Below are 25,590 nucleotides of genomic sequence, written 5' to 3'. Positions count from 1 at the left end.
CGTCGTGAGGGGCATCGACGCCCCCGGGCAGCTCCTCACAGCTCCCACACCACCGGAAGCCCGGCCCCCGCCCCTTCGCTCGAATAGTCGTGTACGACATCGAGCAGTTCGCCCATTCGAACCTGCCAAGCGACATTCGCCGGCAATCCCGCCAACTCGCTCAGCAGATGTGCGTAATCCGAGCACTCGATCACGTGGAACAGCTCGGCGCCGCTGCGCCAGATCGTCCACGAGGTGGCCCCGGCTGCCTTGATCGCGGCCGTGAGTTCCCGGGGCACCTCCCGGTGCGCGGCCTCGTACTCCTCGATCCGGTCGGCCCGGACCCGGGTGTGCAGCGCGACCCTCATATGCCCAGTTCCTCCCACAGCTCGTCCGGCACCGGCGTCGCGAACATGGCGGCGGTGTCGCGGACTTCGGCCGCCGAACGCGCCCCGGCCAGCACGCTCGCCACCGCCGGATGCCGCAGCGGAAAGGCCAGCGCGGCGGCCCGCAGCGGAACACCGTGGCCCGCGCAGACCGCCTTGATCTTCAGCGCCCGTTCGAGGAGCTCCGGGGGAGCGGCGCTGTAGTCGTACATCGCGCCGGGGCGCGGGTCGGCGAGCAGCCCGGAGTTGAAGACGCCGCCCACCACCACGCTGCGGCCGCGCGCGGCGGCTTCCGGCAGCAGTTCGTCGGCCGCGCCTTGGTCGAGGAGCGAGTACCGCCCGGCGCACAGCACCGCGTCCACGTCCGACTCGCGCAGGAAGCGGGTGAGCAGCCCGGTCCGGTTCATCCCGGCCCCGATGGCCCGTACGACGCCCTCCGCGCGCAGCCGTTCAAGCGCCGGGTAGGCCTCGCGGAGCGCCTGCTCGCCGTGGTCGTCCGGATCGTGCAGGTAGGCGATGTCGATCCGGTCGAGCCCGAGCCGCTCCAGACTGGCCGCGATGCTGCGGCGCACGCCGTCCGCGCTGAAGTCCCAGCGGCGGCGGTGTGTGGCGGGCACCGCGAAGCCCTCCGCGAGATCGTCCCCGCCGCCCTCCCAGGGCTCCAGCACGCGGCCGACCTTTGTGGAGAGCGTGTACGCATCGCGCGGCCGGTCGCGCAGCGCGGCCCCGATCCGGCGCTCGGAGAGCCCGAGCCCGTAGTGCGGGGCGGTGTCGAAGTAGCGGATGCCCGCCTCCCAGGCGGCGTCGACGGCACCCCGGGCCGCCTCGTCGGTGAGCGGGGTGAAGAGGTTGCCGAGAGCGGCGCCGCCGAAGGACAGAGCGGTCACCGGGCAGTCGCCGGCACCCAGCGAGGTAGCACGCATGCCCGCATATTTATCAGACCTTTGCGGGGTTCAGGCACCCCCGAGGCCTCAAATTCCGTACGCGAGAGGCTTATTGATCCGATGTCTCGGCGGCGGGCCATTCCGCCAGCCGCAGCCCGCTCTCAAACCTGCGGGCCCGCCCGTCCACCGGATCGGTGAACTCCAGGGTTTTGGCCAGTAGTTGCAGCGGCGCCCCGAAGTCCTCGGGATCGGGCTCCGGCAGGACCACCGGATACACCGGGTCGTTGAGGATCGGCAGGCCGAGCCCGTTCATGTGGACCCGCAGCTGATGGGTCCGGCCGGTCGCGGGCAGCAGGCGGTAGCGGCCGAGCCCGCCGCGCCGCTCGGCCAGCTCGATCCGGCTCTCCGCGTTCGGCTCGCCCGCCTCCTCGCGGGCGGCGATCACCCCGCGCTCCTTGACGATCCGGCTGCGTACGGTCACCGGCAGCGCCACACCGGGGTCGTACGCCGCCACCGCCTCGTACTCCTTGCGCACCCGGCGGTCGCTGAACAGGCTCTGGTACGCGCCCCGGTCCTCGGGCCGCACCACGAACAGGGCGAGCCCGGCGGTCAGCCGGTCGAGCCGGTGGGCGGGCTGGAGCGCGGGCAGGGCCAGATCCCGCCGCAGCCGGGCCACCGCCGTCTCGGTGATGTGCCGGCCCCGTGGCGTGGTGGCCAGGAAGTGCGGCTTGTCCGCGATCACGATCCGCTCGTCGCGGTACACGATGCCCACCTCGAACGGCACCGGCGGCTCCGGCGCGAAGTCCCGGTGGAACCACACATGCGTCCCGGCCCGGTACGCCTCCGCCCCGCTGAGCACGCCCTCGGCCCCGACGAACCGTCCCTCGCGCAGCATCGCGGCCACCCGCCCGGCGCCGATCGCGCCCTCGAACCGGCCCACCAGGTGATCACCGACCGTCGCCCAGGCCCCCGCCGGATCGGCGGGCAGCCGCACACGCACCGGATCGATGCCGTCGCGCTGCGGAAGCGGGGCGGCCGGGGTCCTGGATCTGCGTCTCACAGAACCAGAGAACCCCACCCGGGCCCGCAGAAGCAAGGGAACCCCAGGTCAGCACCCTTCTCCGAGCGGATTCCGGTTTGGCTGGACGAATGGGACGGCCCTCCCGCCCTGCTGTCAGCGCGATCGAGAGGCATGCTGCGAGAGGGGACTAACGGCGAGATGTCCGTATATGCCGTACGTAGGCTCGGAGCGCAAGTAAGGCATTAAGAGGCAGTGATGAGCGAAGAGTCAGTCATGGGCGGCAAATGCTGTCTGCTCACCACGGGCGAACTGATGCCCGGAGACGTCATCGCGACGGATCCGGACGGCCCCTGGCTCGTGGTGGTGCGCACCGCGCCCGCGACCGAGACGAAGACCAGGCTGCAGCTGCGTCCGCTGACCGGCGGCCCCGACCTGGAGCGCGTACTGCCACGCTATGAACGCCAGGTCGTGCGTACGTCCCGGCAGGACCCGGCCGATCTGCCGCAGCCCGTACCGCGCGACGCCCCGCGACCCCGCCGGGTCGTGGTGACGGGCCTGGGTGCCGTCAGCCCGCTCGGGGGTGATGTGCCGGAGCTGTGGCAGGGGCTGCTCGACGGCCGCTGCGGGGTCTCGGTGGTGTCGGGCCCGGAGTTCGACGGGCTGCCCGTACGGCTCGCCGCCCGGGCCGCCGTCGACCCCGCCGCACTGTTCCCGAAGCCGGTGGCGCGCCGGATGAACCGCTCCACCCAGTTCGCGCTGCTCGCCGCCCGCGAGGCCTGGCGGGACGCGGGGCTCGACCTGTCGGGGACCGTGGCCAGCGGCCTGCGCCCGTCCCGTACGGGAGTGTCGATCGGCACGATCATCGGCGGGGCGCCGGTCCTGGTCGAGAGCAGGCTGACCCTCATCGAACGCGGGCCGAGGGCGGTCTCCCCGTACACCACGCCCATGACCGTGCCGTCCGCGTCGGCCGCCCAGATATCCAAGGACCTGGACATCCGCGGCGAGGCCAGGACCGTGGTGTCCGCCTGCGCGTCCGGTACGGAGGCGATCGGGCAGTCCATCGACGCCATCCGCGCCGGACGGGTCGACCTCGTCGTCGCGGGCGGCGCCGAAGCCGTGATCACCCCGGAGATCCTCGCCGCGTTCGCCGCGCTGCGGGCCGTCTCGACGCGCAACGACCAACCGGCCGACGCGTCAAGGCCGTTCGACGCCGCACGCGACGGATTCGTCCTGGGGGAGGGCGCCGGCATCCTCGTCCTGGAGGAAGAGGAGCACGCGCGGGCGCGCGGGGCTCGCATCTACTGCGAGGCGGCGGGCTGGGGTCTGTCCGCGGACGCCTTCCACATCGCGGCCCCCGAACCCCACGGCCGCGGTATCGAGTCCGCGCTGCGGGCCGCCCTCGCGGACGCGGGGGCCACCCCCGCCGACGTCGCGCACGTCAACGCGCATGCCACCGCGACGGTGGAAGGAGACCGCACGGAGGCCCGCGCCCTGGGCCGGCTGTTCGGCCGCCACACCCGCGACATCCCGGTCACTGCCAACAAGGGCGCCCTGGGCCACCTCCAGGGCGGCGCGGGCGGAGTCGAGGCGATCGCCGCGGTACTCACTCTGCGAGACGGCCTGATCCCGCCGACCGTCGGCTGCGACGACCCGGAGGAGGGCCTGGACCTGGACATAGTCCGTGGCACCCCCCGCCCGCTCCCGCCGTGCGGCGACATAGTCCTGAGCAACTCGTTCGGCTTCGGCGGCCACAACGCGGTGCTGGCCTTCCGGCGGATGTGAACCCCGGGGGCGGAGCCGCCGTACAACGAGAAGTCCCCGCGATCGCTGTGCGACCACGGGGACTTGCTGGTGTCCGAGGGGGGCTTGAAGTCTCCACTCCGCCGTGTCGCCGGAACGCTGTGTCACGGCTTGGAGGTTCGCCGGTGCGCTCGTGCGCCCTTGACGATGCGGACCCGCCACGGCGAAGCTCGTGCAAGTTGGCGTAAGCCGCTCGACACCGGAGGCAGCCATGGCACTACGGTTCATCGGGATTGATCCAGACACCGGTCAACAGGGTTCCCCCACCGTCTGGGTGGACGAGGAGAACAGGGAACTCGTGCTCCAGGGCTTGAAGCCAGACAAGCAACTGGAGGCAGAGTGCGCGGCGTTCGAGGCTCCGGGGCATGCGCCGGGTATCCCCGCACACGAAGCCGTCATTCGGATTCCGGCCCGCATGGTGCCGATGCTCAGGAGGGCGTGCGATGTCGCAGAGCGAGCCGGGCTTTAACGAGCTGCTGGCGGCAGCCAAGCACTCAGCCGTGCACCTGGAGTTGCGCGACTCCTACGGGGTGGGCGATGAAGCCGAGGACTTCGAAACCTGGAAGCGCACCGGGCAACGTGACGTGGACCCCGCGTCCGAGTACTGGACGCCTTGGGTTGAGTTGATTCGAAGCACGGTTGCCCGCGGCGTTGTGGTCCGTCGCGCCCGAGTCGTCTCCGAACCGGTGACGGACTACATCCGGTACGAGCACGCCGGCACTGTGGTCAACGTGCTGGCCGGGGAGCAAGTCCGGTGGTTGCCCAGGCGGCAGGCATCGGACATCGCCTTGCCCGGAAACGACTGCTGGGTGTTCGACGGTGAGACCGTGCTCTTCAACCACTTCTCGGGTGATGGCAACTGGTCCGAACCGGGCTGGGAGGTTCGCACTGAACGAGCCGTAGCACGGCTGGCATCGGGCGCATTCGAGGCTGTGTGGGAGCGCGGGATCCCGCACGAAAAGTACTCGGTCTGACGTAGCGAAACACTGAAGAGCCAACTCATGTCCGCGTCCCCCTCATCCAGGGCTCAGGCCGCCCGCGAAGTCCTTGCCGCACGCCTCGGGGAGCTACGCAGAGATGCGGAGTTGACCGGACACGAGCTGGCGCTTCGGTGCGGCTGGAGTCCTGCGAAGTCATCCCGCATAGAGCGGGCGAAGACGCCCGCCTCTGATGCCGACATCCGTGCATGGTGCAAGGCGTGCGGCGCGGAGGACCAGACTGCGGATCTCGTCGCGGCGAACCGCCAAGCCGATCAGATGTACGTCCACTGGAAAAAGCTCCACCGGCATGGGATGCGCAGGGCGCAGGAGGAAGTCGTTCCCCTGTACGAAGGCACCCGGCACTTCCGCGTGTACTGCTCGAACGTCGTTCCCGGGATGCTCCAGACTGAGGCATACGCGACTGCTCTGCTCTCCACGATCGCCACCTTTCAAGGCACCCCGGATGACTCATCCGATGCCGCGGCTTCGCGCGTCGAGCGCTCGCACGTCCTCCATGAAGGCGGCCACCGGTTTGCGTTGCTCATGGAGGAGACCGTGCTGCGCTACCGCATCGGTGACGCCGACACGATGGCCGGCCAACTTGGCTACCTGCTCGCAGTGATGGCGCTTCCGAACGTGAGCCTCGGCATCATCCCGTTCGCCGCTGAGCGGCGGGTGTGGCCCCTGGAGGCGTTCTACTTGTTCGACGACCACCGTGCGAGTGTCGAGCTGCTGACGGCCGCTGTGAACGTGTCGGCTCCGAGTGAGATCGCTGTCTATGCGAAGGCGTTCTCTCAACTGGCAGAAATGGCCGTCTACGGATCAGAGGCCCGCGTCCTCATCACGGAGGCGATCAGCTCGCTCCGGTAACTGCGTGCAAGCTCGTGCAAGAACGTGGACCGACAACTCCCCCTCTCCCTACCGTCTTTGACGTAGCGGAGGCGCTGGAGAGGGCGGGCCATGGTGAGCGAAGGCAGGACGCACAGCACCCACGCGGCTGATCACATGGGCAGCAGCGAGGCCCGACAGTTCCTCTCCCGGCTCTCCGGTGCGTTCGGGATCGGTGGCGTGCTCATGGTGCAGAAGGCTGACCACGGCGGGCCGGAGGAAGCCGACCTGGCCCCCGGCGATGGGCTGAAGTGGCCCAGGTGTGAATGCGGTAGTCCGAGGTGCCCCTACTACGAGGCGCCGCCGAAACGGCCGATCGAGGATCTGCACGCCAGGGTGGCTGAGGCCCACAGGCGCAGCCGCAGAGGTGGGCTGTGAGTCCTCGCACGGCGACTCGCCCGGTTCCCAGGTCGAAGGCCCGCAAGAAGCCTCAGGCCACCAACGACCCCGTCCACTCGGGAATGCTCTGCGGATTGTGCACCGGTCACCGCTCGATCTGGTGTCCCGACTGTTGGGGATTCGCTGGGTGCGACACCTGTCGCCACTCGTTCAAGGTTCCTTGCCCGGCCTGCGCGGGCGGCACGTTGGAGCCGATCCGATGGTGACCCCCTCATTCTCCGCCCCTGCCGGACGTATCCGAACTGAGTTCCCCCCGCACCCATCCGGAGGCCCGGCGGGGCAGGCATTACGAGGAGTAGGCCCGTGTCTGTACAGAACTTGCTGAACCTCGTTGCCCCGAGGGCGGGCGAGGTCGACCCCGCGTCGTGCCCCCAGTGCGCGTCGCTTCGCAAACAGGTAAGTGCAGCGATCACCAGGCGGGCGACCCCGCTGAGGCGGCGAAGACGACGAACGCCATGCGGGTTCACAAGCAGTGCAGTACGGACAGCCGGACGACCCGCGATCGCTCCGCTCCGTTCTCCCCAACATTGCCCCCAGGCTGGTCTAGGACGGCTGCGTTGGTCCCAGTGTCCGCATGGCTGTGACAGCAGGTCAGCGACAGTCGGGCGGTCCAAGCCCCCATCCCGGTGATGGAAACCCTGGACAGGCCAAGCGGCCGGGGCGGGTTGTCCAACGGCGCGGGGACCGATCCCCGCACGCGCGGCGAAGGGATAGGCACAATGACCGCAGTCCCCGAGTTCGAGTTCCGCACGTCCAGCGCATGTGAGTACGACAACAACAAGCTGTGTGTCGAGGAGGCGACCAATGTTCCCGGTAAGGTCGCGGTCCGCAACTCCGCGACGGGCCAGACGGTCGAGTTCACGACCGTGGAGTGGGCGGATTTCCTCCCCGGCGCCAAGCTGGGGGAGTTCGACGTTACGGCGTAGGGAGTCGTCATGCAGCAGTGCCCCTTGTGCGGTGGTAGCGCGGAGCGCGATCCGGAGCACTCTGGGGTGATGCGCTGCATGTCGTGCTGGGAAGTGTGGGCACTGCCGACTGATCGACGGTGCCCAGGCGTAGGACGGGGCGCACTCGCCCCCGCTCTGCGGCTGCTGGAGGAGTACTGGGACTTGAACCGCTGAGCAACCAAGGGAACGCCCCCGCCGTAATCGGCGGGGGCGTTCTGGGTTTGATTCGAGCGGTCAGAGCAATGCGATGAAGGGGTTGGTACCCGTGAGCAGTTCCGACTGCCTTCCCGGTTCCGAGATCGGGAGTGTCATCTTCGAGTGTGAACGAAGTAGCCGGACGACCGGATTTCCCTGATCGCTCCACCGTGACGATGATTCGTCAGTAGTGCCAGTGAGGACGCCCGGACTCCATTTCACAGGTGAGTGAATTGCCTTCTGCATCAGTCGTGGTCCTGCCAAGGTCGTCTTTTCGACAGTACTCGCCAGCCTTGTAGCAGTTGCCCTTGTTCGTGCGAATGCTGCACAACCCGCCCCCGCCGGTGGTCTGGGTGGGGGCACTGGTCTGGCGCGCGCTGGGCCGGACCGGCTGAGGCAGGGGTTGCGTCGCTCTCGGCGGAGCGCTGCTGGGCTCGGTAAAGGTGGGTGCTGGAGTGGTAACCGGCGAGCTACTAACTGGAGCCTCGGGCTTCGTTGAATCACAGGCCGCCAAGCCAAGTACAGCGAGAAATGCCACTGCGGCGACGGTTGGACGGCTGCGGTTCATCTATGGACCTTAACTTTTGCCCATACTGCCCGGATTGATCCGTTCGTCGGCGGGCCGATCTCTCACACACATTGGACGACCCGCACCGGATGCCGGAAACCGTCCCATGCCCCACCAACAAGGGCAACCCCTGGGTACCAAGAGCGTGCGGCACGTCCACAACATCCTCTCCGGTGCTGTCGGCGATGCCGTGCCCAAGCTGATACCCGCCGAACTGGGGTGGGTCGTGGTCGAGGAAGGCACCACCTACCGGCTGCGGAAGCTGACCAAGGACGGCGACGTCAACGCCGCCATCTACGGGGACCAGTCCGTCATGAACGTCCTCAAGTGGCAGAAGGAACGCCGGGACGCCGAGCGGGAACGCCTTGGGGCGACGTGGACGGATCACGATCTTGTGTTCGCCCGGGACGGCTTCAAGCTGTACCGGGGCAAGGCGGGGCCCGCAGGACCCAGAGAAAGTCTCGGCGCGATGGCGCACCCTGCGCACTCGCCTGAAGCTCCCCGAGGAGTTACGCATCGTCGGTCACGCCGCTGCTCAGAAACGCAGAAAACCCCAGATCAACTGGGGTTCTCGCTGGTGTCCGAGGGGGGACTTGAACCCCCACGCCCGATAAAGGGCACTAGCACCTCAAGCTAGCGCGTCTGCCATTCCGCCACCCGGACAAGGTGTCTGTCTCGCGGGCCGTGCCCGTTCCGACGTGGAAAACAATAGCAAACATCTCGGGGTGCTCGATCACCCCCCTGGCCTGCATGAACACCGGATGTCGGCGGGAAGCTGCCCTTGGGTGCCGGGCAGCCGCGGGGGAGGATGGGGGGGGCGGACCACACGGAGCGACAGTGGGAGGAAGCAGCGTGAGCGAGTCGAGCACGACCCGGACCGGCGGCGTGACCGGTGAGGACGAGGTCGTCGACCTCTGCCGCGATCTGATCAGGATCGACACCAGCAACTACGGGGACCACTCCGGGCCGGGGGAGCGCGCGGCGGCCGAGTACGTCGCGGAGAAGCTCGCCGAGGTCGGCCTCGAACCGCAGATCTTCGAATCGCACCGGGGCCGGGCCTCCACCGTCGCCCGGATCGCGGGCGAGGACCCGTCGCGTCCCGCGCTGCTCATCCACGGCCACACCGACGTCGTACCGGCCAACGCCGACGACTGGACGCACCACCCCTTCGCCGGTGAGATCGCCGACGGCTGCGTGTGGGGCCGCGGCGCGGTCGACATGAAGGACATGGACGCGATGACCCTCGCGGTCGTACGGGACCGGCTGCGCAGCGGCCGCAAGCCCCCGCGGGACATCGTGCTTGCCTTCCTCGCCGACGAGGAGGCGGGCGGCACCTACGGGGCGCGCTTCCTCGTGGACAAGCACCCCCACCTCTTCGAGGGCGTCACCGAGGCGATCAGCGAGGTCGGCGGGTTCTCCTTCACCGTCAACGAGAACCTGCGGCTCTACCTGGTGGAGACGGCCCAGAAGGGCATGCACTGGATGAAGCTGACCGTGGACGGCACCGCCGGGCACGGCTCGATGATCCACAAGGACAACGCCATCACCGAGCTGTCCGAGGCCGTGGCGCGGCTCGGCCGGCACAAGTTCCCGGTGCGCGTGACCAAGACGCTGCGGCACTTCCTCGACGAACTCGGCGACGCGCTCGGCACCGAGCTCGACCCGGAGAACATGGACGAGACGCTCGCCAAGCTCGGCGGCATCGCCAAGCTCATCGGCGCCTCGCTCCAGAACACCGCCAACCCGACCCAGCTGGGCGCCGGTTACAAGGTCAACGTCATCCCGGGCCAGGCCACCGCGCACGTGGACGGACGGTTCCTGCCGGGGTACGAGGAGGAGTTCCTGGCCGATCTGGACCGGATCCTCGGGCCGCGCGTCAAGCGCGAGGACGTCCACGCGGACAAGGCGCTGGAGACCACCTTCGACGGCGCGCTGGTCGACGCGATGCAGACGGCGCTGCAGGCCGAGGACCCGATCGCGCGCGCCGTGCCGTACATGCTCTCGGCCGGCACCGACGCCAAGTCCTTCGACGACCTCGGCATCCGGGGCTTCGGGTTCGCGCCGCTGAAGCTGCCGCCGGAGCTGGACTTCGCCGGGATGTTCCACGGCGTGGACGAGCGGGTGCCCGTCGACGGCCTGAAGTTCGGCGTACGGGTCCTCGACCGGTTCATCGACGCCTCGTGACCCCCGTGCGCCCCGGGAGCACTCCCGGGTATCGGAGCCGCGGCGAAACGACCCTCCAATAATCGTTTGAACGTGCGTATTTGACTGAAAAGAGTGAATCAACTCGTATGCTCGTAGCTCCATAACTTTCTCCTCGTTACAGGGTGTGCGGTCCGCGGCTGGGATCGCACATATGCCAACAAGGAGGAAGTAATGATCAAGAAGGTCGTCGCTGCTGCGGCTGTCACTGGTGGTCTGGTTCTCGCGGGTGCGGGGCTGGCTGTCGCCGACTCGGGTGCCCAGGGTGCCGCTGTGCACTCCCCGGGTGTCGTGTCCGGCAACGTCATCCAGGCGCCCATCGACGTCCCGGTGAACGTGTGCGGCAACACGGTCTCCGTGATCGGGCTGTTGAACCCCGCCTTCGGCAACACCTGCGTCAACAAGTGACGTTGCGCCTCAACCCGTGAGGTCTGAGCCCGGCGGCCCCGGAGTGCGCGCCATGCACTCCGGGGCCGCCCGGCGTTTCAGCCCGGGCGCAACGGCGCAGCCGGGCTTTCCGGAAGGCAGAGGGCAGGGAACGAATCTATGCGACAGGTCACCCGTAAGGGACTGATCACCATGGCGGCCGCGACCGGCGTCATCGCCATGAGCGGCGGCGCCGCGCACGCCGACTCGGCTGCGCAGGGCGGCGCCTCGAACTCGCCGGGCGTACTGTCCGGCAACGCGGTCCAGGTACCGGTGCACGTGCCGGTCAACGCCTGCGGCAACACCGTCAACGTGGTCGGCGCGCTCAACCCGGCGTTCGCCAACCACTGCGCCAACAAGGGCGGCGGGGGGCACGGCGGCGGGGCCACCGCAAGCGGCCACACCAGCAACTCGCCCGGTGTGGGCTCCGGCAACACCATCCAGGTGCCCATCGACGTGCCCGTGAACGCCTGCGGGAACAGCGTGAACGTCGTGGGCGTCGGCAATCCGGCGTCCGGCAACGACTGCGTGAACGACGAGGGTGGCCGACCGCAGCACCCGGGCCACCCCGGGCACCCGCAGCACCCCGGTCACCCCCAGCACCCGGGCAAGCCCGAGCACCCCGGGCAGCCGGGCCAGCACCAGCCGCCCTGCCAGCCGGGGCACCCCGGCATCCCGCAGAACCCGGTCAGCCCGATCGGGCACCAGCCGGCCAAGCCCGCGACGCCCGTGCAGCCTGCCGCGCCCTCCGCGCCCGGTGGCCCGGTCACCCAGACCGCGAGCGCGGCGCACGCCCCGGCCGCGCTGGCGCACACCGGCGCCGAAGGCCTGGGCTTCGCCGCCCCGGCCGCCGCGGGCCTGCTGCTCGGCGGAGCGGTGCTCTACCGCCGCGGACGTTCCGCGCAGTAGTCCCCGAAGCCGTGGCGTACGGCGGTCATGACGGAGCGGGCCCCGCAGCTGCGGGGCCCGCTCCGTTCTCGCCGCATGCTCGCCACTGTCACCACGTGGCTCGCACCTGGCGGATGATCCGCCTGCGCAGCCGCACTCTGCGGCTGCCGTCCCGGCGCAGACTCAGTCGGTCCAACTCCCAGTGTCCGTACTCGGCATGGTCGGTCAGCAGACGCGTAGCCTCCTTGCGGGACACTCCGCGCGGAACGTACACGTCGACAAATTCGTATTCCGGCATCGCATCTATTGTGCGGGCAGAGCCCCGGTACGGATAGCGTCTGCTCTATGTCTGATGCTGCGCAGCCCACCGCTGCCGAGGTACGTGCCGCCGCCGAGGCGGTCAAAGCCGCGCTGGACCGTCACCTCGATGCGGTGGAACGCCGCACGGGGGACGACGATCCCGCCGTGTACGAGGCGTTCAACGCGCTCGCGGCGGCGGCCGAGGCCTATGACGAGCGGCTCTACGACCGGTACGACGAGGTCACCCCCTTCGAGATCCCCGGCGCCGACGACTCCCTGCCGCCCTACGCGGGCCCCGAGGAACCGAACGCCCTCAGTGTCCTCATCCGGCGCGACTACGCCGTGGCCGAGCCCCAGCGGCTGCTCGCCCAGACCCAGCGGATCGCCGATCTCGACCCCGAAGCGGACGAGACGGACGACGCCGAGCGCACCGCGGCGGTCGTCGGGAGCAGCGTCCACGCCGCGCTCGGCGTGCTGTTCGGCGAGTACGAACCGGATGAAATCGCCTCCCGGCACAAGGAGTTCGGCCTGGAGGAGGGCGATTCCACCCTGTGGGTGTCGGCCGCCGACGAGCTCCCGGAGCCGGGCGAGTGGCTGAGCACGCCGTTCGATCACGCCGATCCGCAGCGGGTGGTGTGCCGCTTCGATGTGAGCGCCGTCTTCGACGAGGAGGAGCTGGAGGAGGACCTCGACGACGGGGACGACGGGGACGACCTCCCGCCGACGCCCTGATATGACGGAGGCCGCGCACCCCGGGAACGAGCGGGGTGCGCGGCCTCCGTCGTGTGCGGCTACTCCGCGGTCTTCAGGAGCCCGTGCAGCAGCGGGGCGAGCCGGGTGGTGCGCGGCGCCGGGAGGATCTCCGCCACGGCCCGGGGCAGCGCCTGGTCCACCCCGTGGACGACGGACAGATGCCGCTCGGCGCGGCCGAACGCGGTATAGACCCACGCCCGGTTGAGCCCCTGCGCCGCGTCGCCCGGCAGCACCACGACCACCGCGGGCCAGCGCATCCCGGCCGCCTGGTGCGCGGTCAGCGCCCAGCCGTGCCGCAGCGCCGGCTCGACCCGCTCCTTCGGTACCAGGACGGGGGTGCCGGCGCAGTCGAGCCGCAGGCCTTCCGCGTCCGCCCCCACGACCGTGCCCGTCACCGTCCGGCCGGGGGCCTGGACGTACGCCACCCGGTCGGCCGGGTCGAAACCGCCGAATCGGCCGGGGCCCGGGTTCAGGCGCTGCTTGAGGGCCGCGTTCAGCGCGCGGGTGCCCGCCGAGCCGCCGTGGCCGACCGTGATGACCTGGGTCTGCTCGGCGGGGATGCCGATCGCCCGGGGGATCGAGTCGGCGAGGAGCTGCACGCTGCGGTGCACGGCCTCACCCGCGTCCCGCACCGGGACGATGACGACCTCCTTGCCGGGTGCCTCGACCTGGTTCAGCTCGCCGATGCCGATGCCCGAGACCAGTTCGCCGACCGGCCCCGGATCGGGCAGCCGCGAGGCGACCACCGGGCAGACCCGGGCGGCCAGGACGTCGGCGAAGACCCTGCCCGCGCCCGCGGAACCGAGCACCCCGGGGTCCCCGCTCAGCACCAGCCGGCAGCCGTCGGGCAGCGACTCCACCAGCATGGCCGCGGTCTCCACGTCGAGCTGCGGCGCGTCCTGCACCACCAGGACGTCGAGGGCCAGCGCGCCCTCCGCGTCCCGGCCGGGGCCCGCGCCGAAGAGCAGTCCAGCGACGGTGAACGCGGCCAGCGGGCCGGTCAGTTCGGCGAGGCGGCGCTGTCCGTCCGCCGTGTGCGCGGCGGCCGCGGCCCGTAGACCCGCCGCCGCGGCCGCCGTCACCACGGCCGCCGACTCGGCGCGCGCGGCCTCGCCGCCGGTGTGCGCCACCAGGCCGCTGTCCGCGACCGCGCGGATCAGCTCGCCGCCCTCGGGCCAGGCCGAACCGTCGTCCCGCACCGGCGAGTTGAGCAGCCGGGCGAGCCCGTCGGCGAGGCTCTCCTCGGCCAGTGCACAGCGGTCGAGGCCGAGCAGCACCTCGACCGGCTCAGCGGGTTCCTCGGCTTCCTCGGCGCCGTCCACGTCCTCCGAGGCCGCCGGCTCGTCCGGGACGCCGTCCTGGAAGACCAGCACCACGCCTTCGGCGATCGCCTGCTGCACCGCTTCGTCCGGATCGGGCACGGACCGCGCCGCGAGGGCCTTGCGCACCGCGTCGGCCGCCAGCGCCGTGTGCCCCTGCAGGGCCGCCTGTTCCAGGATCCAGCCCACCAGCGCGGCGCCCCTGCGCTCGTCGTCCGGACGGCACTCGGCGCCGAGCAGCGCCCTGGCGAAGCCGTCGGCCTGCTCGGGCCGCACCCCGGGCACGGCGAGGAGCTGCCAGGGGTCCGTGCCGAGGACCTCGGCCGCCTGCTCGCCGAGTGCGCCGGTGACCTGGGCGGCCAGCGCCTCGGGCGCGCCACCCCGGGTCAGCACGTCACGTACGGAGGCGAGCGCCTCGGCCGAAGTGGCGGGCGGCTGCGCGGGTTCGGGCGCCCGGGGGCGTACCGGAGCGGCTTCCGGGGTGGGCGCGGGCTTGCGGGGGGCGGGTGCCGGGCCCGCGAAGAACGCGGCTCCCGACTTCTCGCCGCTCTCCACGGCCCGTACCGCCGCGAGGAGATCGGCGGCCGGCCCGCTCAGCTTGGTGCCGGCCGCGATCGGCGCTTCCTTCTCCGCCTTGCGCTGCTCGATCCTGGCCCGCAGTTCGCGCTGCGCGGCCAGCTCGGCCGCGGCCTCGGAGACCTCGGGCGCTGCCGCGTCGGCCGTCGCGTCCGGCGTCGGGTCGGCAGTCGGGTCCGGTGTCGCGTCCGCTGTTTCGTCCAGCGTCGAGTCGGCCGTCGTGTCCGCTGTGTCGTCCGGCGTCGCGTCCTCCGTCGTGTCCGGCGTCGACTCGGCCGTCTCGTCCGCCGTCGCGGATTCGGCCGGGGCATCGGATTCGTCCGGCGTCTCGGATTCGGCGCCATCCACAGCGGTTTCGTCGCCGCCCGCGGCCTCCGTGTCGGCGGCCGCAGCCGGCGACACGGAGTGGTCCGGCGCCATCTCCGCCTCGGCGGTGTCGTCGGCCGTGGATCCAGGGGCCGAGCCCTGGGGAAGCGCAGTCACAGCGTGCTCCAGTCCTGATCGGGATAGCGGTGCACGGGCGCCGACACATCGTCCAGCGCCTGGCAGATCTCGTCAGGAAGACTAAGCGCCTCCACTGACAATGCGGCCGCGAGCTGGTGCGCGTTGCGCGCGCCGACGATCGGCGCCACCACTCCCGGCCGGTCCCTCACCCATGCCAGCGCCACCTGGAGGGGTGTCGCGGCGAGCCCGTCCGCCGCTATCGCGAGGGCGTCCACGATCCGGCTCGCCGCCTCGTCGAGATAGGGCGCGACGAACGCCGAGAGCCCTTCCGACGCACCCCGCGAGTCCGCGGGTGTCCCCTGCCGGTACTTCCCGGTGAGCACCCCCCGCCCGAGCGGCGACGAGGGCAGCAGGCCGATGCCCAGGTCCAGGGCGGCCGGCAGGACCTCGCGCTCCACTCCGCGCTGGAGCAGCGAGTACTCCATCTGGGTGCTGGCGAGCCGGGTCCGCGTGCCGGGCGCGGCGAGCTGCCAGGTCCCGGCCTTGGCGAGCTGCCAGCCGCTGAAGTTGGAGATCCCCGCGTACCGTGCCCGCCCGCTGGTGACCGCGATGTCCAGCGCCTGGAGGGTCTCCTCCAGCGGAGTCTCGCGGTCGAAGGCGTGCACCTGCCAGAGGTCGACGTAATCGGTCCCCAGCCGTTCGAGTGAGGCGTCGAGGGCATGGAGCAGATGGCCGCGCGAGCCGTCGAAGCGGCGGTCCCGGTCGGGCACGCTGCCCGCCTTGGTCGCGATCACCAGGTCCCTGCGCGGCACGAGCCGCTCCATCAGCTGCCCGAGCAGATACTCGGCTTCCCCGCCGCCGTACACGTCAGCCGTGTCCACGAGCGTGCCGCCCGCACCCCAGAAGGCCTTGAGGAGATCGGCGGCATCCTGCTCGCCGACGTCCCGGCCCCAGGTGAGGGTGCCGAGCCCGATCCGGGATACGCGCAGGCCCGTGCGGCCGAGATGCCTCTGCTCCATGGGCGCTGAGATTACTGGCCAGAGGCCGACGGGGAGAGAGCCTGTGGACAACTCGGCCTGCCGCAGCGCGCCCCCGCGCGCTAGAGTCCCGGGCACAGGGACATTACTCATGAGTAAGACGCGTGGGTACGAGTCAAGACGAGTAAGGGGATCGGCCATGCGGCTCGGCATCAACCTCGGCTACTGGGGCGCGGGAATGGACGGCGACAACCTCGCCGTCGCCAAGGAAGCGGACCGGCTCGGCTACGACGTGTGCTGGGCCGCCGAGGCCTACGGCTCGGACGCGCCGACCGTGCTCGCCTGGGTCGCCGCCCAGACCGAGCGCATCGACGTGGGCTCCGCGATCCTCCAGATCCCGGCCCGCCAGCCCGCCATGACCGCGATGACGGCCGCCACCCTCGACTCGCTCTCCGGCGGCCGCTTCCGCCTCGGCCTCGGCGTCTCGGGACCGCAGGTCTCCGAGGGCTGGTACGGCGTCAAGTTCGACAAGCCGCTGGCCCGCACCCGGGAGTACGTCGAGATCGTACGCAAGGCGATGACGCGGGAGCGGCTCTCCTACGAAGGCGAGCACTGGACGCTGCCGCTGCCCGGCGGCCCCGGCAAGCCCATCAAGCTGACCGTGCACCCGCAGCGCGAGCACATCCCGCTCTACATCGCCGCGATCGGGCCGAAGAACCTGGAGCAGACCGGCGAGATCGCCGACGGGGCACTGCTGATCTTCCCGGCCGCCGAGCACATCGAGGCCACCGCGATCTCCCACATCCGCACGGGCCGCGAGAAGGCCGGCCTCACCATGGACGGCTTCGACGTCTGCCCGACGCTGCCCATCGCGCTCGGCGCCGACGCGGACGTCTCCGCGCTGGCCGACATGTTCCGCCCGTACACCGCGCTGTACGTCGGCGGCATGGGCAGCCGCAAGCAGAACTTCTACAACCAGCTCGCGCAGCGCATGGGGTACGAGAAGGAGGCCGCCGAGATCCAGGACAAGTACCTCTCCGGCGACAAGGCGGGTGCGTCCGCCGCCGTACCGCAGCAGCTGATCGACTCGACCACGCTGCTCGGCTCGGTGGAGCGGATCGCCGACCGGATGCGGGCGTACGCCGCCGCCGGTGTCACCACGCTGACCCTGGCGCCGGCCGGCTTCACGCTGGACGAGCGGCTCGCCGCGCTGCGGGCGGGCACGGACGCGCTGGAGCACGCGGGCCTCGCGTAAAGGGGGGGCTCTGCGGCCGTGGTGGGGGCTCGGGGGGTCTTCCCCGCCACGGCCGTCACGCCTATCAACGCCCCGCCGCGCCCGGTGGTTACGGCGCGGCGGGCACCGCACATTCCTTCGTTCGGCCCAGTGGAGCAGGACCCCTGTTGCCGCTGCGTGGCCGCCGCATTTGACTCGGTTTCCGCACAGTCCGCGTGCGGCGCACCCCGGAGGTTCAGCGATGCTCTCGGCCAAGAGCCTGTTCCAGGAGATCCTCGGCGACGACGAGTCGTTCCGGCTCTTCTGCTCCATCGCGGCCAGCGGGGAGTCGCAGGGCGGCTGGGAGAACGGCCGGATCGCCGCCCTCCTCCCTGAAGGCTGCCGCGCCCTCGCCCCCAAGGTGGCCCGGCACGGCGCCGACGAGGACAAGCACGGGCGGATCTTCCAGGCGCTGCTGAAGCAGCGCGGGCTGAGCCCCGTGGGTGTACCGCGGGACACCGACTACACGATGCTGCTCGAACAGCACGGCATCGGCCTGGGCCACGGCCGGCTCAGACGCGCGGAGCCGCTCACCGAACGGGACGTCATCGTCTACCTCGCCCACAGCCGGGTCACCGAGCAGCGCGCCTCCGAGCAGATGGCCCTGCTGCGCAAGCACTTCGGGGACGACCCCGGCATCGGGCGCGCGGTGCGGATGATCTCCGCCGACGAGGACAACCATCTCGCCTACTGCCACGAGGAGTTGCTGCGCCTGGCCCGCGCCGGGCACGGCCCCACGATCCAGCGGGTGCTGCGCGAGTGCGCGCTCGCCGAGATCCGGGTGTACCGCGACGTCAGCCTCGCCGTGATGGCCCACATGGGGCGGATCCTGGGCTGGCCGCGGCCCAGAGCGGCGGTGCTTGTGGCGGTGATCCACGCGGTGTACGCGTACGAGCGGCTCGGCGGGTGGCGGCGGATGGTCAGCCTCTCCATGCCGGAACGGCGCAACGCGCTGGGGACTCCCGCGCCTGAGTACGCCTAGCTACAGCCAGCCCCGCCGCTTGAACTGGCGGTACAGGGTGACCTCCAGCAGTGCCATCAGCAGGATCACCACCGGATAGGCCCAACTCCAGTGCAGTTCCGGCATGTTGTCGAAGTTCATGCCGTAGATGCCGGCCACCATCGTGGGGACCGCGGCCATCGCCGCCCACGCCGAGATCTTCCGCATGTCGTCGTTCTGGCGGACGCTCACCTGGGCGAGGTGGGCCGAGAGGATGTCGGAGAGCAGCCGGTCCAGGCCGTCCACCGTCTCGTTCGTCCGCATCAGATGGTCGTTCACATCGCGGAAGAACGGCTGCGACTTGGCGTTCACGAACGGCACGCCCGCACTCGCGAGCCGCTGCACGGGCTGCGCGAGCGGGCCGGTCGCCCGGCGGAATTCCTGGAGCTGCCGCTTGAAGGTGTAGATGCGCGAGGCGGTGTTCTTCGCGTCGCGGCCGCCCGTCGGGGAGAAGATCTCCGCCTCCAGCTCCTCCAGGTCGTTCTGGAGCTCGGCCGCCACGTCCGTGTAGTGGTCGACGACCGCGTCGCTCACGGCGTACAGGACCGTGGTGGGCCCGTGCTTGAGCAGGTCCGGCTCCGCCTCCAGCCGGCGCCGCACCGCCTTGAGCGGCGCGCCCTCGCCGTGCCGGACCGTCACCACGAAGCAGTCGCCCACGAAGAGCATCAGCTCCCCGGAGGACACGGTGTCGCCGTGCGGTTCGTACACGACCGGCTTGAGCACCATGAACAGCGAGTCGTCGTAGACCTCCAGCTTGGGCCGCTGGTGTGCCTTCAGGGCGTCCTCCACGGCCAGCGGGTGCAGCCCGAACTCGCTGCTGACCAGGTCGAACTCCTGCTCCGTCGGCTCGTAGAGACCCACCCAGAGGAAGCTGTCGCCGACCGCGCGCGCCCGGGCGAGCGCGTCCGAGAAGTCCCTCGGACCCGCGGTGCGGCGGCCCTCGCGGTAGATGGCGCAGTCGACGATCATTGCGGGCATTGTCCCTTGATCGGGAGCCGCCCGCACTCGCGGTCCACCGGGCGCCTAGGCTGGCGGGTATGGCCACGCTGATCCTCGTACGCCACGGACGTTCCACCGCCAACACGGCGGGGGTGCTGGCCGGCTGGACGCCGGGCGTCGCCCTCGACGAACGCGGCGCCGCCCAGGCCGCCGCCCTGCCCGCCCGGCTGGCCGCGGTGCCGCTCGCGGCCGTCGTCACCAGCCCCCTGCAACGCTGCCGGGAGACCGTGCGGCCGCTCCTCGACGCCCGCCCCGAGGTGCCGCTGCACGCCGAGGACCGGATAGGCGAGTGCCACTACGGCGACTGGTCGGGCGGCAAACTCTCCGAGCTCGCCGGTGATCCGCTGATGGGGGTCGTGCAGCAGCACCCCTCGAACGCCGCCTTCCCCGGCGGCGAGTCGATGCGCGCCATGCAGAACCGGGCCGTCGAGGCCGTACGGGACTGGAACGCGCGGATCGAGACCGAGCACGGCCCCGACGCGGTCTACGCCATGTGTTCGCACGGCGACGTCATCAAGTCCATCGTGGCGGACGCCCTCGGCATGCATCTCGACCTCTTTCAGCGCATCTCGGTCGAACCGTGCTCCCTCACCGTGATCCGCTACACCCGGCTGCGGCCGTTCCTGGTGCGCCTCGGGGACACCGGCGACCTAGCGTCGCTCGTCCCGCGTGAGACGACCTCGGGGGAACAGGCCGAGGTCGGTGGCGGTGCGGGAGCACCGTGATCTCCGCGCGCAGTAGGGTGGACGCGCCGAAAACCGCTGCTCCAACTCCGAACTAGGGAGACCAGAACGTGTCCCGTCAGGTGTTCTTCTACGACCCGCCGGACCGTTTCGTGGCCGGCACGGTCGGGCTGCCCGGGCGCCGTACGTTCTTCCTCCAGGCGTCCGCGGGCAGCCGCACCACCAGCGTCGCCCTGGAGAAGACCCAGGTCGCGGCGCTCGCCGAGCGCATCGACGAGCTGCTCGACGAGGTCGTGCGCAGGACCGGGGGAAACGCTCCTGTGCCGGCCGTGGCCCCGCCCGACGTCACGGACACCGCGCCGCTCGACTCACCCGTCGAGGAGGAGTTCCGGGTCGGCACCATGGCGCTGGCCTGGGACGGCGACGAACAGCGCATGATCATCGAGGCGCAGGCCCTGGTCGAGCTCGACGCGGACACCGAGGACGACCTCGCCGAGGCCGAGGAGCGGATGCTCCAGGACGAGGAGAACGGCCCGCCGATGCTGCGGGTGCGGCTGACCGGAGCCCAGGCCCGGGCCTTCGCCAAGCGGGCCCTGGACGTCGTGAACGCGGGCCGGCCGCCGTGCCCGCTGTGCAGTCTGCCGCTCGACCCGGAAGGACACGTATGCCCGCGCCAGAACGGATACCGTCGCGGAGCCTGACCGCCGTCGAGCTCCTCGCCAAGGGCGAACTCACCGTCCTCGGACGGATCCCCGAGGCGTCCAACGCGGTGCTGTACTGCTCGGTCGCGTACGGGGACGAGAGCGCGGAGTGCGTCTACAAGCCCGTCGCCGGTGAGCGGCCCCTGTGGGACTTCCCCGACGGCACGCTGGCCCAGCGCGAGGTCGCGGCGTACGAGGTGTCCCTGGCGACCGGATGGGACCTGGTGCCGCCCACCGTGCTGCGCGACGGGCCGCACGGCGAGGGCATGGTGCAGCTGTGGGTCGAGCCCGTCGAGGGAGACTCCGGACTGCTCGCGCTCGTCGAGGGCGAGGAGCCGGGCGAGGGCTGGAAGGCGATCGGGTTCGCCGAGGTCGGCGAGGGGCGCACCGCGCTGCTCGTGCACGCCGACGACGAGCGGCTGCGGCGGCTCGCGGTGCTCGACGCGGTGATCAACAACGGCGACCGCAAGGGCGGGCACCTGCTGCCCGCGCCCGGCGGGCGGCTGTACGGGATCGATCACGGGGTCACCTTCAACGTGGCCGACAAGTTGCGGACGCTGCTGTGGGGGTGGGCGGGGGAGCCGCTCACCTCGGAGGCGGTGGGCGCCTTGAAGGGCCTGGCCGAGGCCCTTCGCCCAGGGGCGGCGCTTGCCGGGCGGCTGGGTGGGCTGATCACGGCGGCGGAACTCGATGCGGTGCGCGCGCGGGTGGCGGCGCTCCTGGACTCCGGGGTCCATCCCGCCCCTTCGGGGGAGTGGCCGGCCATTCCATGGCCGCCGGTCTGAGCTTCCCCACCCCGCCCCTTCCCGAAAGCCTCCGGCGGACTGGGGAGGGTGGGGTACGTGTGCCGTGGGTCGGCTGCGGATCGTGCGTGGCTGGTCGCGCAGTTCCCCGCGCCCCTGGCAGGGTGCGGAGCCCCAGCACTTCCAGGGCGCCCTGCGCAAGGGGGTGGATTCAGCCAACCACCCGGTCCGGTTCGTATCCGGAAGCTGCGTCCGGTTACGCTCGTGACATGTATGCCTGGCCCGCTTCTGAGGTCCCCGCCCTGCCCGGCAAGGGCCGCGACCTCCGGATCCATGACACCGCGACCGGCGGTCTGGTATCCCTCGACCCCGGTCCCGTCGCCCGTATCTACGTCTGCGGGATCACCCCGTACGACGCGACCCACATGGGTCACGCGGCGACCTACAACGCGTTCGACCTCGTTCAGCGCGTGTGGCTCGACACCAAGCGGCAGGTTCACTATGTCCAGAACGTGACGGACGTGGATGATCCGTTGCTGGAGCGAGCCATCCGCGACGGCAAGGACTGGGTGGAGCTCGCGCAGAGCGAGACCGCGCTGTTCCGCGAGGACATGACCGCACTGCGGCTGCTGCCGCCGCAGCACTACATCGGCGCGGTCGAGTCGATACCCGGGATCGTCCCGCTCGTCGAACGGCTGCGGGACGCGGGAGCGGCGTACGAGCTCGAAGGGGACATCTACTTCTCCGTCGAGAGCGACCCGCACTTCGGCGGCGTCTCGCACTACGACGCCCAGGCCATGCGGGCGCTGTCCGCCGAGCGCGGCGGCGACCCCGAGCGGCCCGGCAAGAAGAACCCGCTCGACCCGATGCTGTGGATGGCCGCCCGTGAGGGCGAGCCGAGCTGGGACGGCGCATCGCTGGGGCGCGGTCGTCCCGGCTGGCACATCGAGTGCGTCGCCATCGCGCTCGACCACCTCGGCATGGGCTTCGACGTGCAGGGCGGCGGCTCCGACCTCATCTTCCCGCACCACGAGATGGGCGCCTCGCACGCCCAGGCGCTGACCGGCGAGTACCCCTTCGCCAAGGCGTACGTGCACGCGGGCATGGTCGCCCTGGACGGCGCGAAGATGTCCAAGTCCAAGGGCAACCTGGTGTTCGTGTCGAAGCTGCGGCGCGACGGCACCGACCCGGCCGCCATCCGCCTCACGCTGCTCGCCCACCACTACCGGGCCGACTGGGAGTGGACCGACCAGGTGCTCCAGGAGGCCGTCGAGCGTCTCGGGCGCTGGCGGGCCGCCGTGTCGCGGCCCGACGGCCCGTCCGCGGACGCACTGGTCGAGGAGGTCCGGGAGGCTCTCGCGGGCGACCTGGACGCGCCCGCGGCCCTGGCCGCGGTCGACCGCTGGGCCGAGCGCCAGGAGGCCGAGGGCGGCACCGACGAGGGTGCTCCGGGCCTGGTCTCCCGTACCGTCGACGCGCTCCTGGGTGTGGCCCTCTAGCCCCAACCGCCTTTTCCGCAACCGCCCTTGGACCCACCCGGGTCCAGGGGCGGTCTCCGTTGCACTCCTGGACCCGGCCTTGACGTGCCTCGGGCGCCGGATGGGGACCGCCCCCATCCGGCGCCCTCTGTGCGGGAGTTGGCCCTACTGCTTGTTCACCACGATGGCCTGGATGACGCTGTTGGTGGTGTCGTAGAACCCGATGACCTGCTGCCCGAAGGCGAAGGCCTGCTGGACCGCGTCGTGCGTGACCTGGTTGGGGTTGGCGAGCTGACGCCAGTTGCCGTCGATGAACAAGTACAGGATCGACGGCTGGCCGGGCAGCGGGGTCACGACGTCCCAGAACTTCGTGGCGATGCCGCTGACCAGTGCCTGGTTGTTGACCGCGGCCGGCAGCACCAGCGGCTGGCCGATGCCCTGCGGGCTCTGGCCGCCCATCTGCTGGAGCAGCTGCTGGTAGGGCTGCTGCTGGCCGAGCTGCTGGAGCTGCTGCTGGATCTGCGGCGCGACGGGCTGCTGGCCGTAGCCCTGCTGGCCGTACGACGGGCCGATGCCGGGCTGGCCGAAGCCCTGCGGCGGGGACGTGCTGGGGCCCTGCTGCTGGCCGTACTGCTGTTGTTGGTGCTGCTGGCTCATCTGCGGGGTGGTGTTCATGCGGGTGTCACCTTCCCTTGTGTGAGTTCGATGCGCTGTCCGGTGTCCCGCGCGGTCAGCCGGCGACCACCAGGCCGACGACCTCGTCGTCCGAGAACCAGACCCGTACGTCCGGCCGTCCGGCCGCGAAGGCGGAGTGCACCGCCTGGCGGAGCTCGGGCCCGGGGTTGTTCAGGTTGCGCCATGCCCCGGCCACGAACAGCCGGAGCCTCGGGGGCAGTTCACGGGGGTAGGGGAGCAGTTCGTCCCAGTACCGCTCGGCCTGGCCGGTGCCGACCGTCGAGGGCATCAGACGGGCCACCGCGGCCTTGATGTCGGGCCGGTTGCCGATGCGCTGGGACGCGGGCCGGCCCGGCGCGTCCTGCTGCGGCGAACCCGTCGACCGCAGGATGGTGCGGGCCCGCTCCGGAGACATGGGCGGCTGCCCCGTCGCCTTCAGCATGCCCTGGAGCGAGGCGAGGGCGCCGGCCACGATGGGCGAGGCCGACGACGTTCCGGAGAACGCGTCCGTGTACCAGGCGATCTCCTCGGCACCGCCCTGGAGGTCGCCCGCCCGGTCCCAGAACCCGCCGGTCGTCGTGGTCTCGCGGCCCCAGCCCTGGGCGTCCACGCGGGCGCCGTAGTTGGAGAACGCGAGCCGAGAGCGGTCCGGGCCGTGATCGCGGCCGTGCGTGCCGGGCGGCGGGGCGCCCGCGCCCACCAGGACCGCGCCCGAGGACTGGTTGGACGGGTTGAACGGGTTGCGCCAGCCCTGCGGGAACGCGTCGGGACGCCGCTCGTACAGCGCGTCGTCCAGACTCTCGCCGCCGTTGCCGCCCGCCGCCACCACCAGGACGCCCTTCGCGCTCGCCCAGCGGATCGCCGCGAAGTCGTCCGGCCACCACTCGACCGGGATGTACCCGGCCTGGTCGTCCCGGTCCTGGAAGTCGAACCGCGGCCCCGGGCGGTGCAGTTCGACCAGCACGATGTCGCCGGGCGAGAGGCGTTCGGCCGCGGCGTGGATCGCCGCCGCCGTGCCGATGCCCTGGAACGAGGCGGCCGCCGTGACCGCCTCCGGGGTGATCCCGGTGATGCCCTTCTCGTCCCGGTCGCCGCCGAGGACCCCGAGGACGGCCGTACCGTGGTTGCGCCATGCCACGTCCTGGACGGGCGTGCCCACCACGATCCCGGCGAGCTTGCCCGCCAGGTCCTCGTGGCCCAGCTGCCAGGCGCCCTCGACGTCGATGACGGTGACGCCCTCGCCGCAGCCGCCCGGCCGCAGCCACGCCCAGTACGCGTCGATGCCCTCGGGCGCGGGGTTCAAGTAGCCCTGCCGGCCCGTGAAGTCGGGCGTCGCGGGCGCGCCCTCCTTCAGCCGCCCGGCCGTCTCCTCGTCGCGTCCGGTCAGCGAGGCCGGCACGGCGCCCGGCTTCACATAGGCCGTCTCGATCCCGGGCAGCGCCGCGAGCCGTGCGGTCAGCTCCTCTGCCCGCTCGCTTCCACCGCGTACCCGGTAGTAGAGGGACAGGTCCGGGAGGGCGTCCCGGGAGGTGCCCTGCGGTACTTGGGGCACCTGGGCCAGTCGCTCCTCGCGGCCGAACAGCGGTTGCAGGGTGAGCTGTTCATCGGCGAGGAACATCGAGAGAGCCGTGGTGTCGGCTCCGGAAGCCGACCGGACGCCCTCGGCGCCGACGCGCAACCGGGCTTCGGCCCGCGCGACGACGATCAGTTCCGGCTCGGCTCCGTGATAGGTGAATCCAGCTCCATCGGGTCCGGGGCCCGCCGTTCCGGGGCCCTGGCCCGGGAGAATCCGATCGGTCATCGCTTCCGCCGCTCCCCTCGGGTGCTGTGCTTGGCGTGCCTACGGGGAGACACCCTGCACCCGCAGCGCCGGATCGTCCACCCCGCTCGCACGAACAGAGTTTGAAATCAAGCTGAATGGGCAACCCGTGCAATCCGGCGGGAAAACGATGTCCCGCCTCAAGTAGGCCAAATGCTGCGGAGGTTGGCGATGTCCGTGGGGCGGGAGGGACGAAGGGATCCCTACCCGGCCGGGGCCGGGGGCGGGCGGACCGGGATCGGTTCGGGGCCGCGCGCGGCCGGGGAGGGACCCGTGCGGAGCCGGGG

Annotated in this window: 24 protein-coding genes and 1 tRNA gene; 15 read left to right on the top strand and 10 right to left on the bottom strand. The window is 71.1% G+C overall.

The genetic code is table 11. The features are described 5' to 3' along the window. Positions 1 to 35 precede the first annotated feature (35 nt). From ACIBK6_RS13335 to ACIBK6_RS13325, 3 genes are all read right to left on the bottom strand, one after another. Complete coding sequence (locus tag ACIBK6_RS13335) at positions 36 to 347, bottom strand: L-rhamnose mutarotase (RefSeq protein ID WP_399051309.1); 312 nt, start codon at positions 345 to 347, stop codon at positions 36 to 38. After that, positions 344 to 1,288 (bottom strand): aldo/keto reductase, encoded by a 945-nt coding sequence (locus ACIBK6_RS13330; RefSeq protein ID WP_399051308.1) that lies wholly within the window; start codon positions 1,286 to 1,288, stop codon positions 344 to 346. The genes ACIBK6_RS13335 and ACIBK6_RS13330 overlap by 4 nt, the downstream gene beginning before the upstream one ends. Positions 1,289 to 1,358: 70 nt before the next feature. Further along, complete coding sequence (locus ACIBK6_RS13325; protein ID WP_399051307.1) at positions 1,359 to 2,309, bottom strand: RluA family pseudouridine synthase; 951 nt, start codon at positions 2,307 to 2,309, stop codon at positions 1,359 to 1,361. 216 nt (positions 2,310 to 2,525) lie between these two features. Between ACIBK6_RS13325 and ACIBK6_RS13320 the strand changes: the two genes are divergently transcribed. The 5 genes from ACIBK6_RS13320 to ACIBK6_RS13300 all read left to right on the top strand — a co-directional run bounded on the left by ACIBK6_RS13320 (position 2,526) and on the right by ACIBK6_RS13300 (position 7,263). Continuing rightward, complete coding sequence (locus ACIBK6_RS13320) at positions 2,526 to 4,052, top strand: beta-ketoacyl-[acyl-carrier-protein] synthase family protein (RefSeq protein ID WP_399051306.1); 1,527 nt, start codon at positions 2,526 to 2,528, stop codon at positions 4,050 to 4,052. Positions 4,053 to 4,281: 229 nt separating this feature from the next. Continuing rightward, positions 4,282 to 4,539 carry a hypothetical protein gene (locus ACIBK6_RS13315; RefSeq protein ID WP_399051305.1) on the top strand — a complete coding sequence of 86 codons (258 nt, stop codon included), beginning with the start codon at positions 4,282 to 4,284 and terminating at the stop codon, positions 4,537 to 4,539. Beyond that, positions 4,514 to 5,044, top strand: coding sequence for a DUF6879 family protein (locus ACIBK6_RS13310; protein WP_399051304.1), 531 nt, complete (start codon positions 4,514 to 4,516; stop codon positions 5,042 to 5,044). The genes ACIBK6_RS13315 and ACIBK6_RS13310 overlap by 26 nt, the downstream gene beginning before the upstream one ends. Before the next feature lie 27 nt (positions 5,045 to 5,071). Then, positions 5,072 to 5,920, top strand: a complete 849-nt coding sequence (locus tag ACIBK6_RS13305; protein WP_399051303.1) for a helix-turn-helix domain-containing protein — start codon at positions 5,072 to 5,074, stop codon at positions 5,918 to 5,920. 1,136 nt (positions 5,921 to 7,056) lie between these two features. After that, a complete protein-coding gene (locus tag ACIBK6_RS13300; RefSeq protein WP_399051302.1) occupies positions 7,057 to 7,263 on the top strand; it encodes a DUF397 domain-containing protein in 207 nt (68 codons plus the stop codon). Positions 7,264 to 8,622: 1,359 nt separating this feature from the next. Here ACIBK6_RS13300 and ACIBK6_RS13295 read toward each other — a convergent pair. After that, a tRNA-Leu gene (locus tag ACIBK6_RS13295) sits at positions 8,623 to 8,710 on the bottom strand. Positions 8,711 to 8,899: 189 nt separating this feature from the next. Between ACIBK6_RS13295 and ACIBK6_RS13290 the strand changes: the two genes are divergently transcribed. From ACIBK6_RS13290 to ACIBK6_RS13280, 3 genes are all read left to right on the top strand, one after another. Then, entirely contained in the window at positions 8,900 to 10,231 is a 1,332-nt protein-coding gene (locus ACIBK6_RS13290; RefSeq protein ID WP_399051301.1) for a M20/M25/M40 family metallo-hydrolase, read from the top strand. A gap of 192 nt (positions 10,232 to 10,423) precedes the next feature. After that, the gene (gene chpH, locus ACIBK6_RS13285; protein ID WP_399051300.1) at positions 10,424 to 10,657 is read left to right on the top strand and encodes a chaplin ChpH; all 234 of its coding nucleotides are present in this window, start codon (positions 10,424 to 10,426) and stop codon (positions 10,655 to 10,657) included. 138 nt (positions 10,658 to 10,795) lie between these two features. Beyond that, the gene (locus ACIBK6_RS13280; RefSeq protein WP_399051299.1) at positions 10,796 to 11,584 is read left to right on the top strand and encodes a chaplin family protein; all 789 of its coding nucleotides are present in this window, start codon (positions 10,796 to 10,798) and stop codon (positions 11,582 to 11,584) included. Positions 11,585 to 11,672: 88 nt separating this feature from the next. Here the strand turns inward: ACIBK6_RS13280 and ACIBK6_RS13275 are convergent, their stop codons facing one another. Beyond that, entirely contained in the window at positions 11,673 to 11,861 is a 189-nt protein-coding gene (locus ACIBK6_RS13275) for a DUF5703 family protein (protein WP_018535088.1), read from the bottom strand. 47 nt (positions 11,862 to 11,908) lie between these two features. Here ACIBK6_RS13275 and ACIBK6_RS13270 point away from each other — a divergent pair, with 47 nt between their 5' ends. Beyond that, positions 11,909 to 12,595, top strand: coding sequence for a hypothetical protein (locus ACIBK6_RS13270; RefSeq protein WP_399051298.1), 687 nt, complete (start codon positions 11,909 to 11,911; stop codon positions 12,593 to 12,595). A gap of 59 nt (positions 12,596 to 12,654) precedes the next feature. On the opposite strand, the gene ACIBK6_RS13265 is transcribed toward ACIBK6_RS13270, so the two are convergent. Beyond that, entirely contained in the window at positions 12,655 to 14,994 is a 2,340-nt protein-coding gene (locus ACIBK6_RS13265) for a helix-hairpin-helix domain-containing protein (RefSeq protein ID WP_399051297.1), read from the bottom strand. Then, complete coding sequence (locus ACIBK6_RS13260) at positions 14,991 to 15,974, bottom strand: aldo/keto reductase (RefSeq protein WP_399051296.1); 984 nt, start codon at positions 15,972 to 15,974, stop codon at positions 14,991 to 14,993. The genes ACIBK6_RS13265 and ACIBK6_RS13260 overlap by 4 nt, the downstream gene beginning before the upstream one ends. A 157-nt stretch (positions 15,975 to 16,131) precedes the next feature. On the opposite strand from ACIBK6_RS13260, the gene ACIBK6_RS13255 reads away from it, so the two are divergent. Continuing rightward, positions 16,132 to 17,187 carry an LLM class F420-dependent oxidoreductase gene (locus ACIBK6_RS13255; protein WP_399051446.1) on the top strand — a complete coding sequence of 352 codons (1,056 nt, stop codon included), beginning with the start codon at positions 16,132 to 16,134 and terminating at the stop codon, positions 17,185 to 17,187. A 220-nt stretch (positions 17,188 to 17,407) separates the two neighbouring features. Continuing rightward, positions 17,408 to 18,187, top strand: a complete 780-nt coding sequence (locus tag ACIBK6_RS13250) for a ferritin-like domain-containing protein (protein WP_399051295.1) — start codon at positions 17,408 to 17,410, stop codon at positions 18,185 to 18,187. Here the strand turns inward: ACIBK6_RS13250 and corA are convergent, their stop codons facing one another. Then, a complete protein-coding gene (gene corA, locus ACIBK6_RS13245; protein WP_399051294.1) occupies positions 18,188 to 19,183 on the bottom strand; it encodes a magnesium/cobalt transporter CorA in 996 nt (331 codons plus the stop codon). Positions 19,184 to 19,242: 59 nt separating this feature from the next. On the opposite strand from corA, the gene ACIBK6_RS13240 reads away from it, so the two are divergent. The 4 genes from ACIBK6_RS13240 to mshC all read left to right on the top strand — a co-directional run bounded on the left by ACIBK6_RS13240 (position 19,243) and on the right by mshC (position 22,830). Continuing rightward, the gene (locus ACIBK6_RS13240) at positions 19,243 to 19,929 is read left to right on the top strand and encodes a histidine phosphatase family protein (protein ID WP_399051293.1); all 687 of its coding nucleotides are present in this window, start codon (positions 19,243 to 19,245) and stop codon (positions 19,927 to 19,929) included. A 68-nt stretch (positions 19,930 to 19,997) separates the two neighbouring features. Beyond that, entirely contained in the window at positions 19,998 to 20,588 is a 591-nt protein-coding gene (locus ACIBK6_RS13235; RefSeq protein ID WP_344375820.1) for a DUF3090 domain-containing protein, read from the top strand. Next, entirely contained in the window at positions 20,552 to 21,373 is an 822-nt protein-coding gene (locus ACIBK6_RS13230) for an SCO1664 family protein (protein ID WP_399051292.1), read from the top strand. Before ACIBK6_RS13235 ends, ACIBK6_RS13230 begins: the two co-directional genes overlap by 37 nt. A 227-nt stretch (positions 21,374 to 21,600) precedes the next feature. Continuing rightward, on the top strand, positions 21,601 to 22,830 hold the full coding sequence (gene mshC / locus ACIBK6_RS13225) for a cysteine--1-D-myo-inosityl 2-amino-2-deoxy-alpha-D-glucopyranoside ligase (RefSeq protein WP_399051291.1): 1,230 nt from the start codon (positions 21,601 to 21,603) through the stop codon (positions 22,828 to 22,830). Between the two features lie 144 nt (positions 22,831 to 22,974). Here mshC and ACIBK6_RS13220 read toward each other — a convergent pair whose 3' ends face one another. Next, entirely contained in the window at positions 22,975 to 23,484 is a 510-nt protein-coding gene (locus ACIBK6_RS13220) for a hypothetical protein (RefSeq protein WP_399051290.1), read from the bottom strand. A gap of 55 nt (positions 23,485 to 23,539) precedes the next feature. Further along, positions 23,540 to 25,285, bottom strand: coding sequence for a S8 family peptidase (locus tag ACIBK6_RS13215; RefSeq protein WP_399051289.1), 1,746 nt, complete (start codon positions 25,283 to 25,285; stop codon positions 23,540 to 23,542). Positions 25,286 to 25,590: the final 305 nt, after the last annotated feature.

It is taken from the genome of Streptomyces sp. NPDC050485 (assembly GCF_044458185.1).
GTDB lineage: Bacteria > Actinomycetota > Actinomycetes > Streptomycetales > Streptomycetaceae > Streptomyces.
The sequence above is the reverse complement of the archived record's forward strand: the minus strand, read 5'-3'. Positions and strand labels throughout refer to the sequence as shown.

Bases quoted from the DNA above. Each gene is read 5' to 3' on its own strand.
- ACIBK6_RS13320 (WP_399051306.1), top strand. From the start codon at position 2,526: ATGAGCGAAGAGTCAGTCATGGGCGGCAAATGCTGTCTGCTCACCACG.
- ACIBK6_RS13315 (WP_399051305.1), top strand. From the start codon at position 4,282: ATGGCACTACGGTTCATCGGGATTGATCCAGACACCGGTCAACAGGGT.
- corA (WP_399051294.1), bottom strand. From the start codon at position 19,183: ATGCCCGCAATGATCGTCGACTGCGCCATCTACCGCGAGGGCCGCCGC.
- ACIBK6_RS13215 (WP_399051289.1), bottom strand. From the start codon at position 25,285: ATGACCGATCGGATTCTCCCGGGCCAGGGCCCCGGAACGGCGGGCCCC.
- ACIBK6_RS13305 (WP_399051303.1), top strand. From the start codon at position 5,072: ATGTCCGCGTCCCCCTCATCCAGGGCTCAGGCCGCCCGCGAAGTCCTT.
- ACIBK6_RS13270 (WP_399051298.1), top strand. From the start codon at position 11,909: ATGTCTGATGCTGCGCAGCCCACCGCTGCCGAGGTACGTGCCGCCGCC.
- ACIBK6_RS13240 (WP_399051293.1), top strand. From the start codon at position 19,243: ATGGCCACGCTGATCCTCGTACGCCACGGACGTTCCACCGCCAACACG.
- chpH (WP_399051300.1), top strand. From the start codon at position 10,424: ATGATCAAGAAGGTCGTCGCTGCTGCGGCTGTCACTGGTGGTCTGGTT.
- ACIBK6_RS13260 (WP_399051296.1), bottom strand. From the start codon at position 15,974: ATGGAGCAGAGGCATCTCGGCCGCACGGGCCTGCGCGTATCCCGGATC.
- ACIBK6_RS13275 (WP_018535088.1), bottom strand. From the start codon at position 11,861: ATGCCGGAATACGAATTTGTCGACGTGTACGTTCCGCGCGGAGTGTCC.
- ACIBK6_RS13250 (WP_399051295.1), top strand. From the start codon at position 17,408: ATGCTCTCGGCCAAGAGCCTGTTCCAGGAGATCCTCGGCGACGACGAG.
- ACIBK6_RS13255 (WP_399051446.1), top strand. From the start codon at position 16,132: ATGCGGCTCGGCATCAACCTCGGCTACTGGGGCGCGGGAATGGACGGC.
- ACIBK6_RS13310 (WP_399051304.1), top strand. From the start codon at position 4,514: ATGTCGCAGAGCGAGCCGGGCTTTAACGAGCTGCTGGCGGCAGCCAAG.
- ACIBK6_RS13330 (WP_399051308.1), bottom strand. From the start codon at position 1,288: ATGCGTGCTACCTCGCTGGGTGCCGGCGACTGCCCGGTGACCGCTCTG.
- ACIBK6_RS13280 (WP_399051299.1), top strand. From the start codon at position 10,796: ATGCGACAGGTCACCCGTAAGGGACTGATCACCATGGCGGCCGCGACC.
- ACIBK6_RS13300 (WP_399051302.1), top strand. From the start codon at position 7,057: ATGACCGCAGTCCCCGAGTTCGAGTTCCGCACGTCCAGCGCATGTGAG.
- mshC (WP_399051291.1), top strand. From the start codon at position 21,601: ATGTATGCCTGGCCCGCTTCTGAGGTCCCCGCCCTGCCCGGCAAGGGC.
- ACIBK6_RS13335 (WP_399051309.1), bottom strand. From the start codon at position 347: ATGAGGGTCGCGCTGCACACCCGGGTCCGGGCCGACCGGATCGAGGAG.
- ACIBK6_RS13220 (WP_399051290.1), bottom strand. From the start codon at position 23,484: ATGAACACCACCCCGCAGATGAGCCAGCAGCACCAACAACAGCAGTAC.
- ACIBK6_RS13230 (WP_399051292.1), top strand. From the start codon at position 20,552: ATGCCCGCGCCAGAACGGATACCGTCGCGGAGCCTGACCGCCGTCGAG.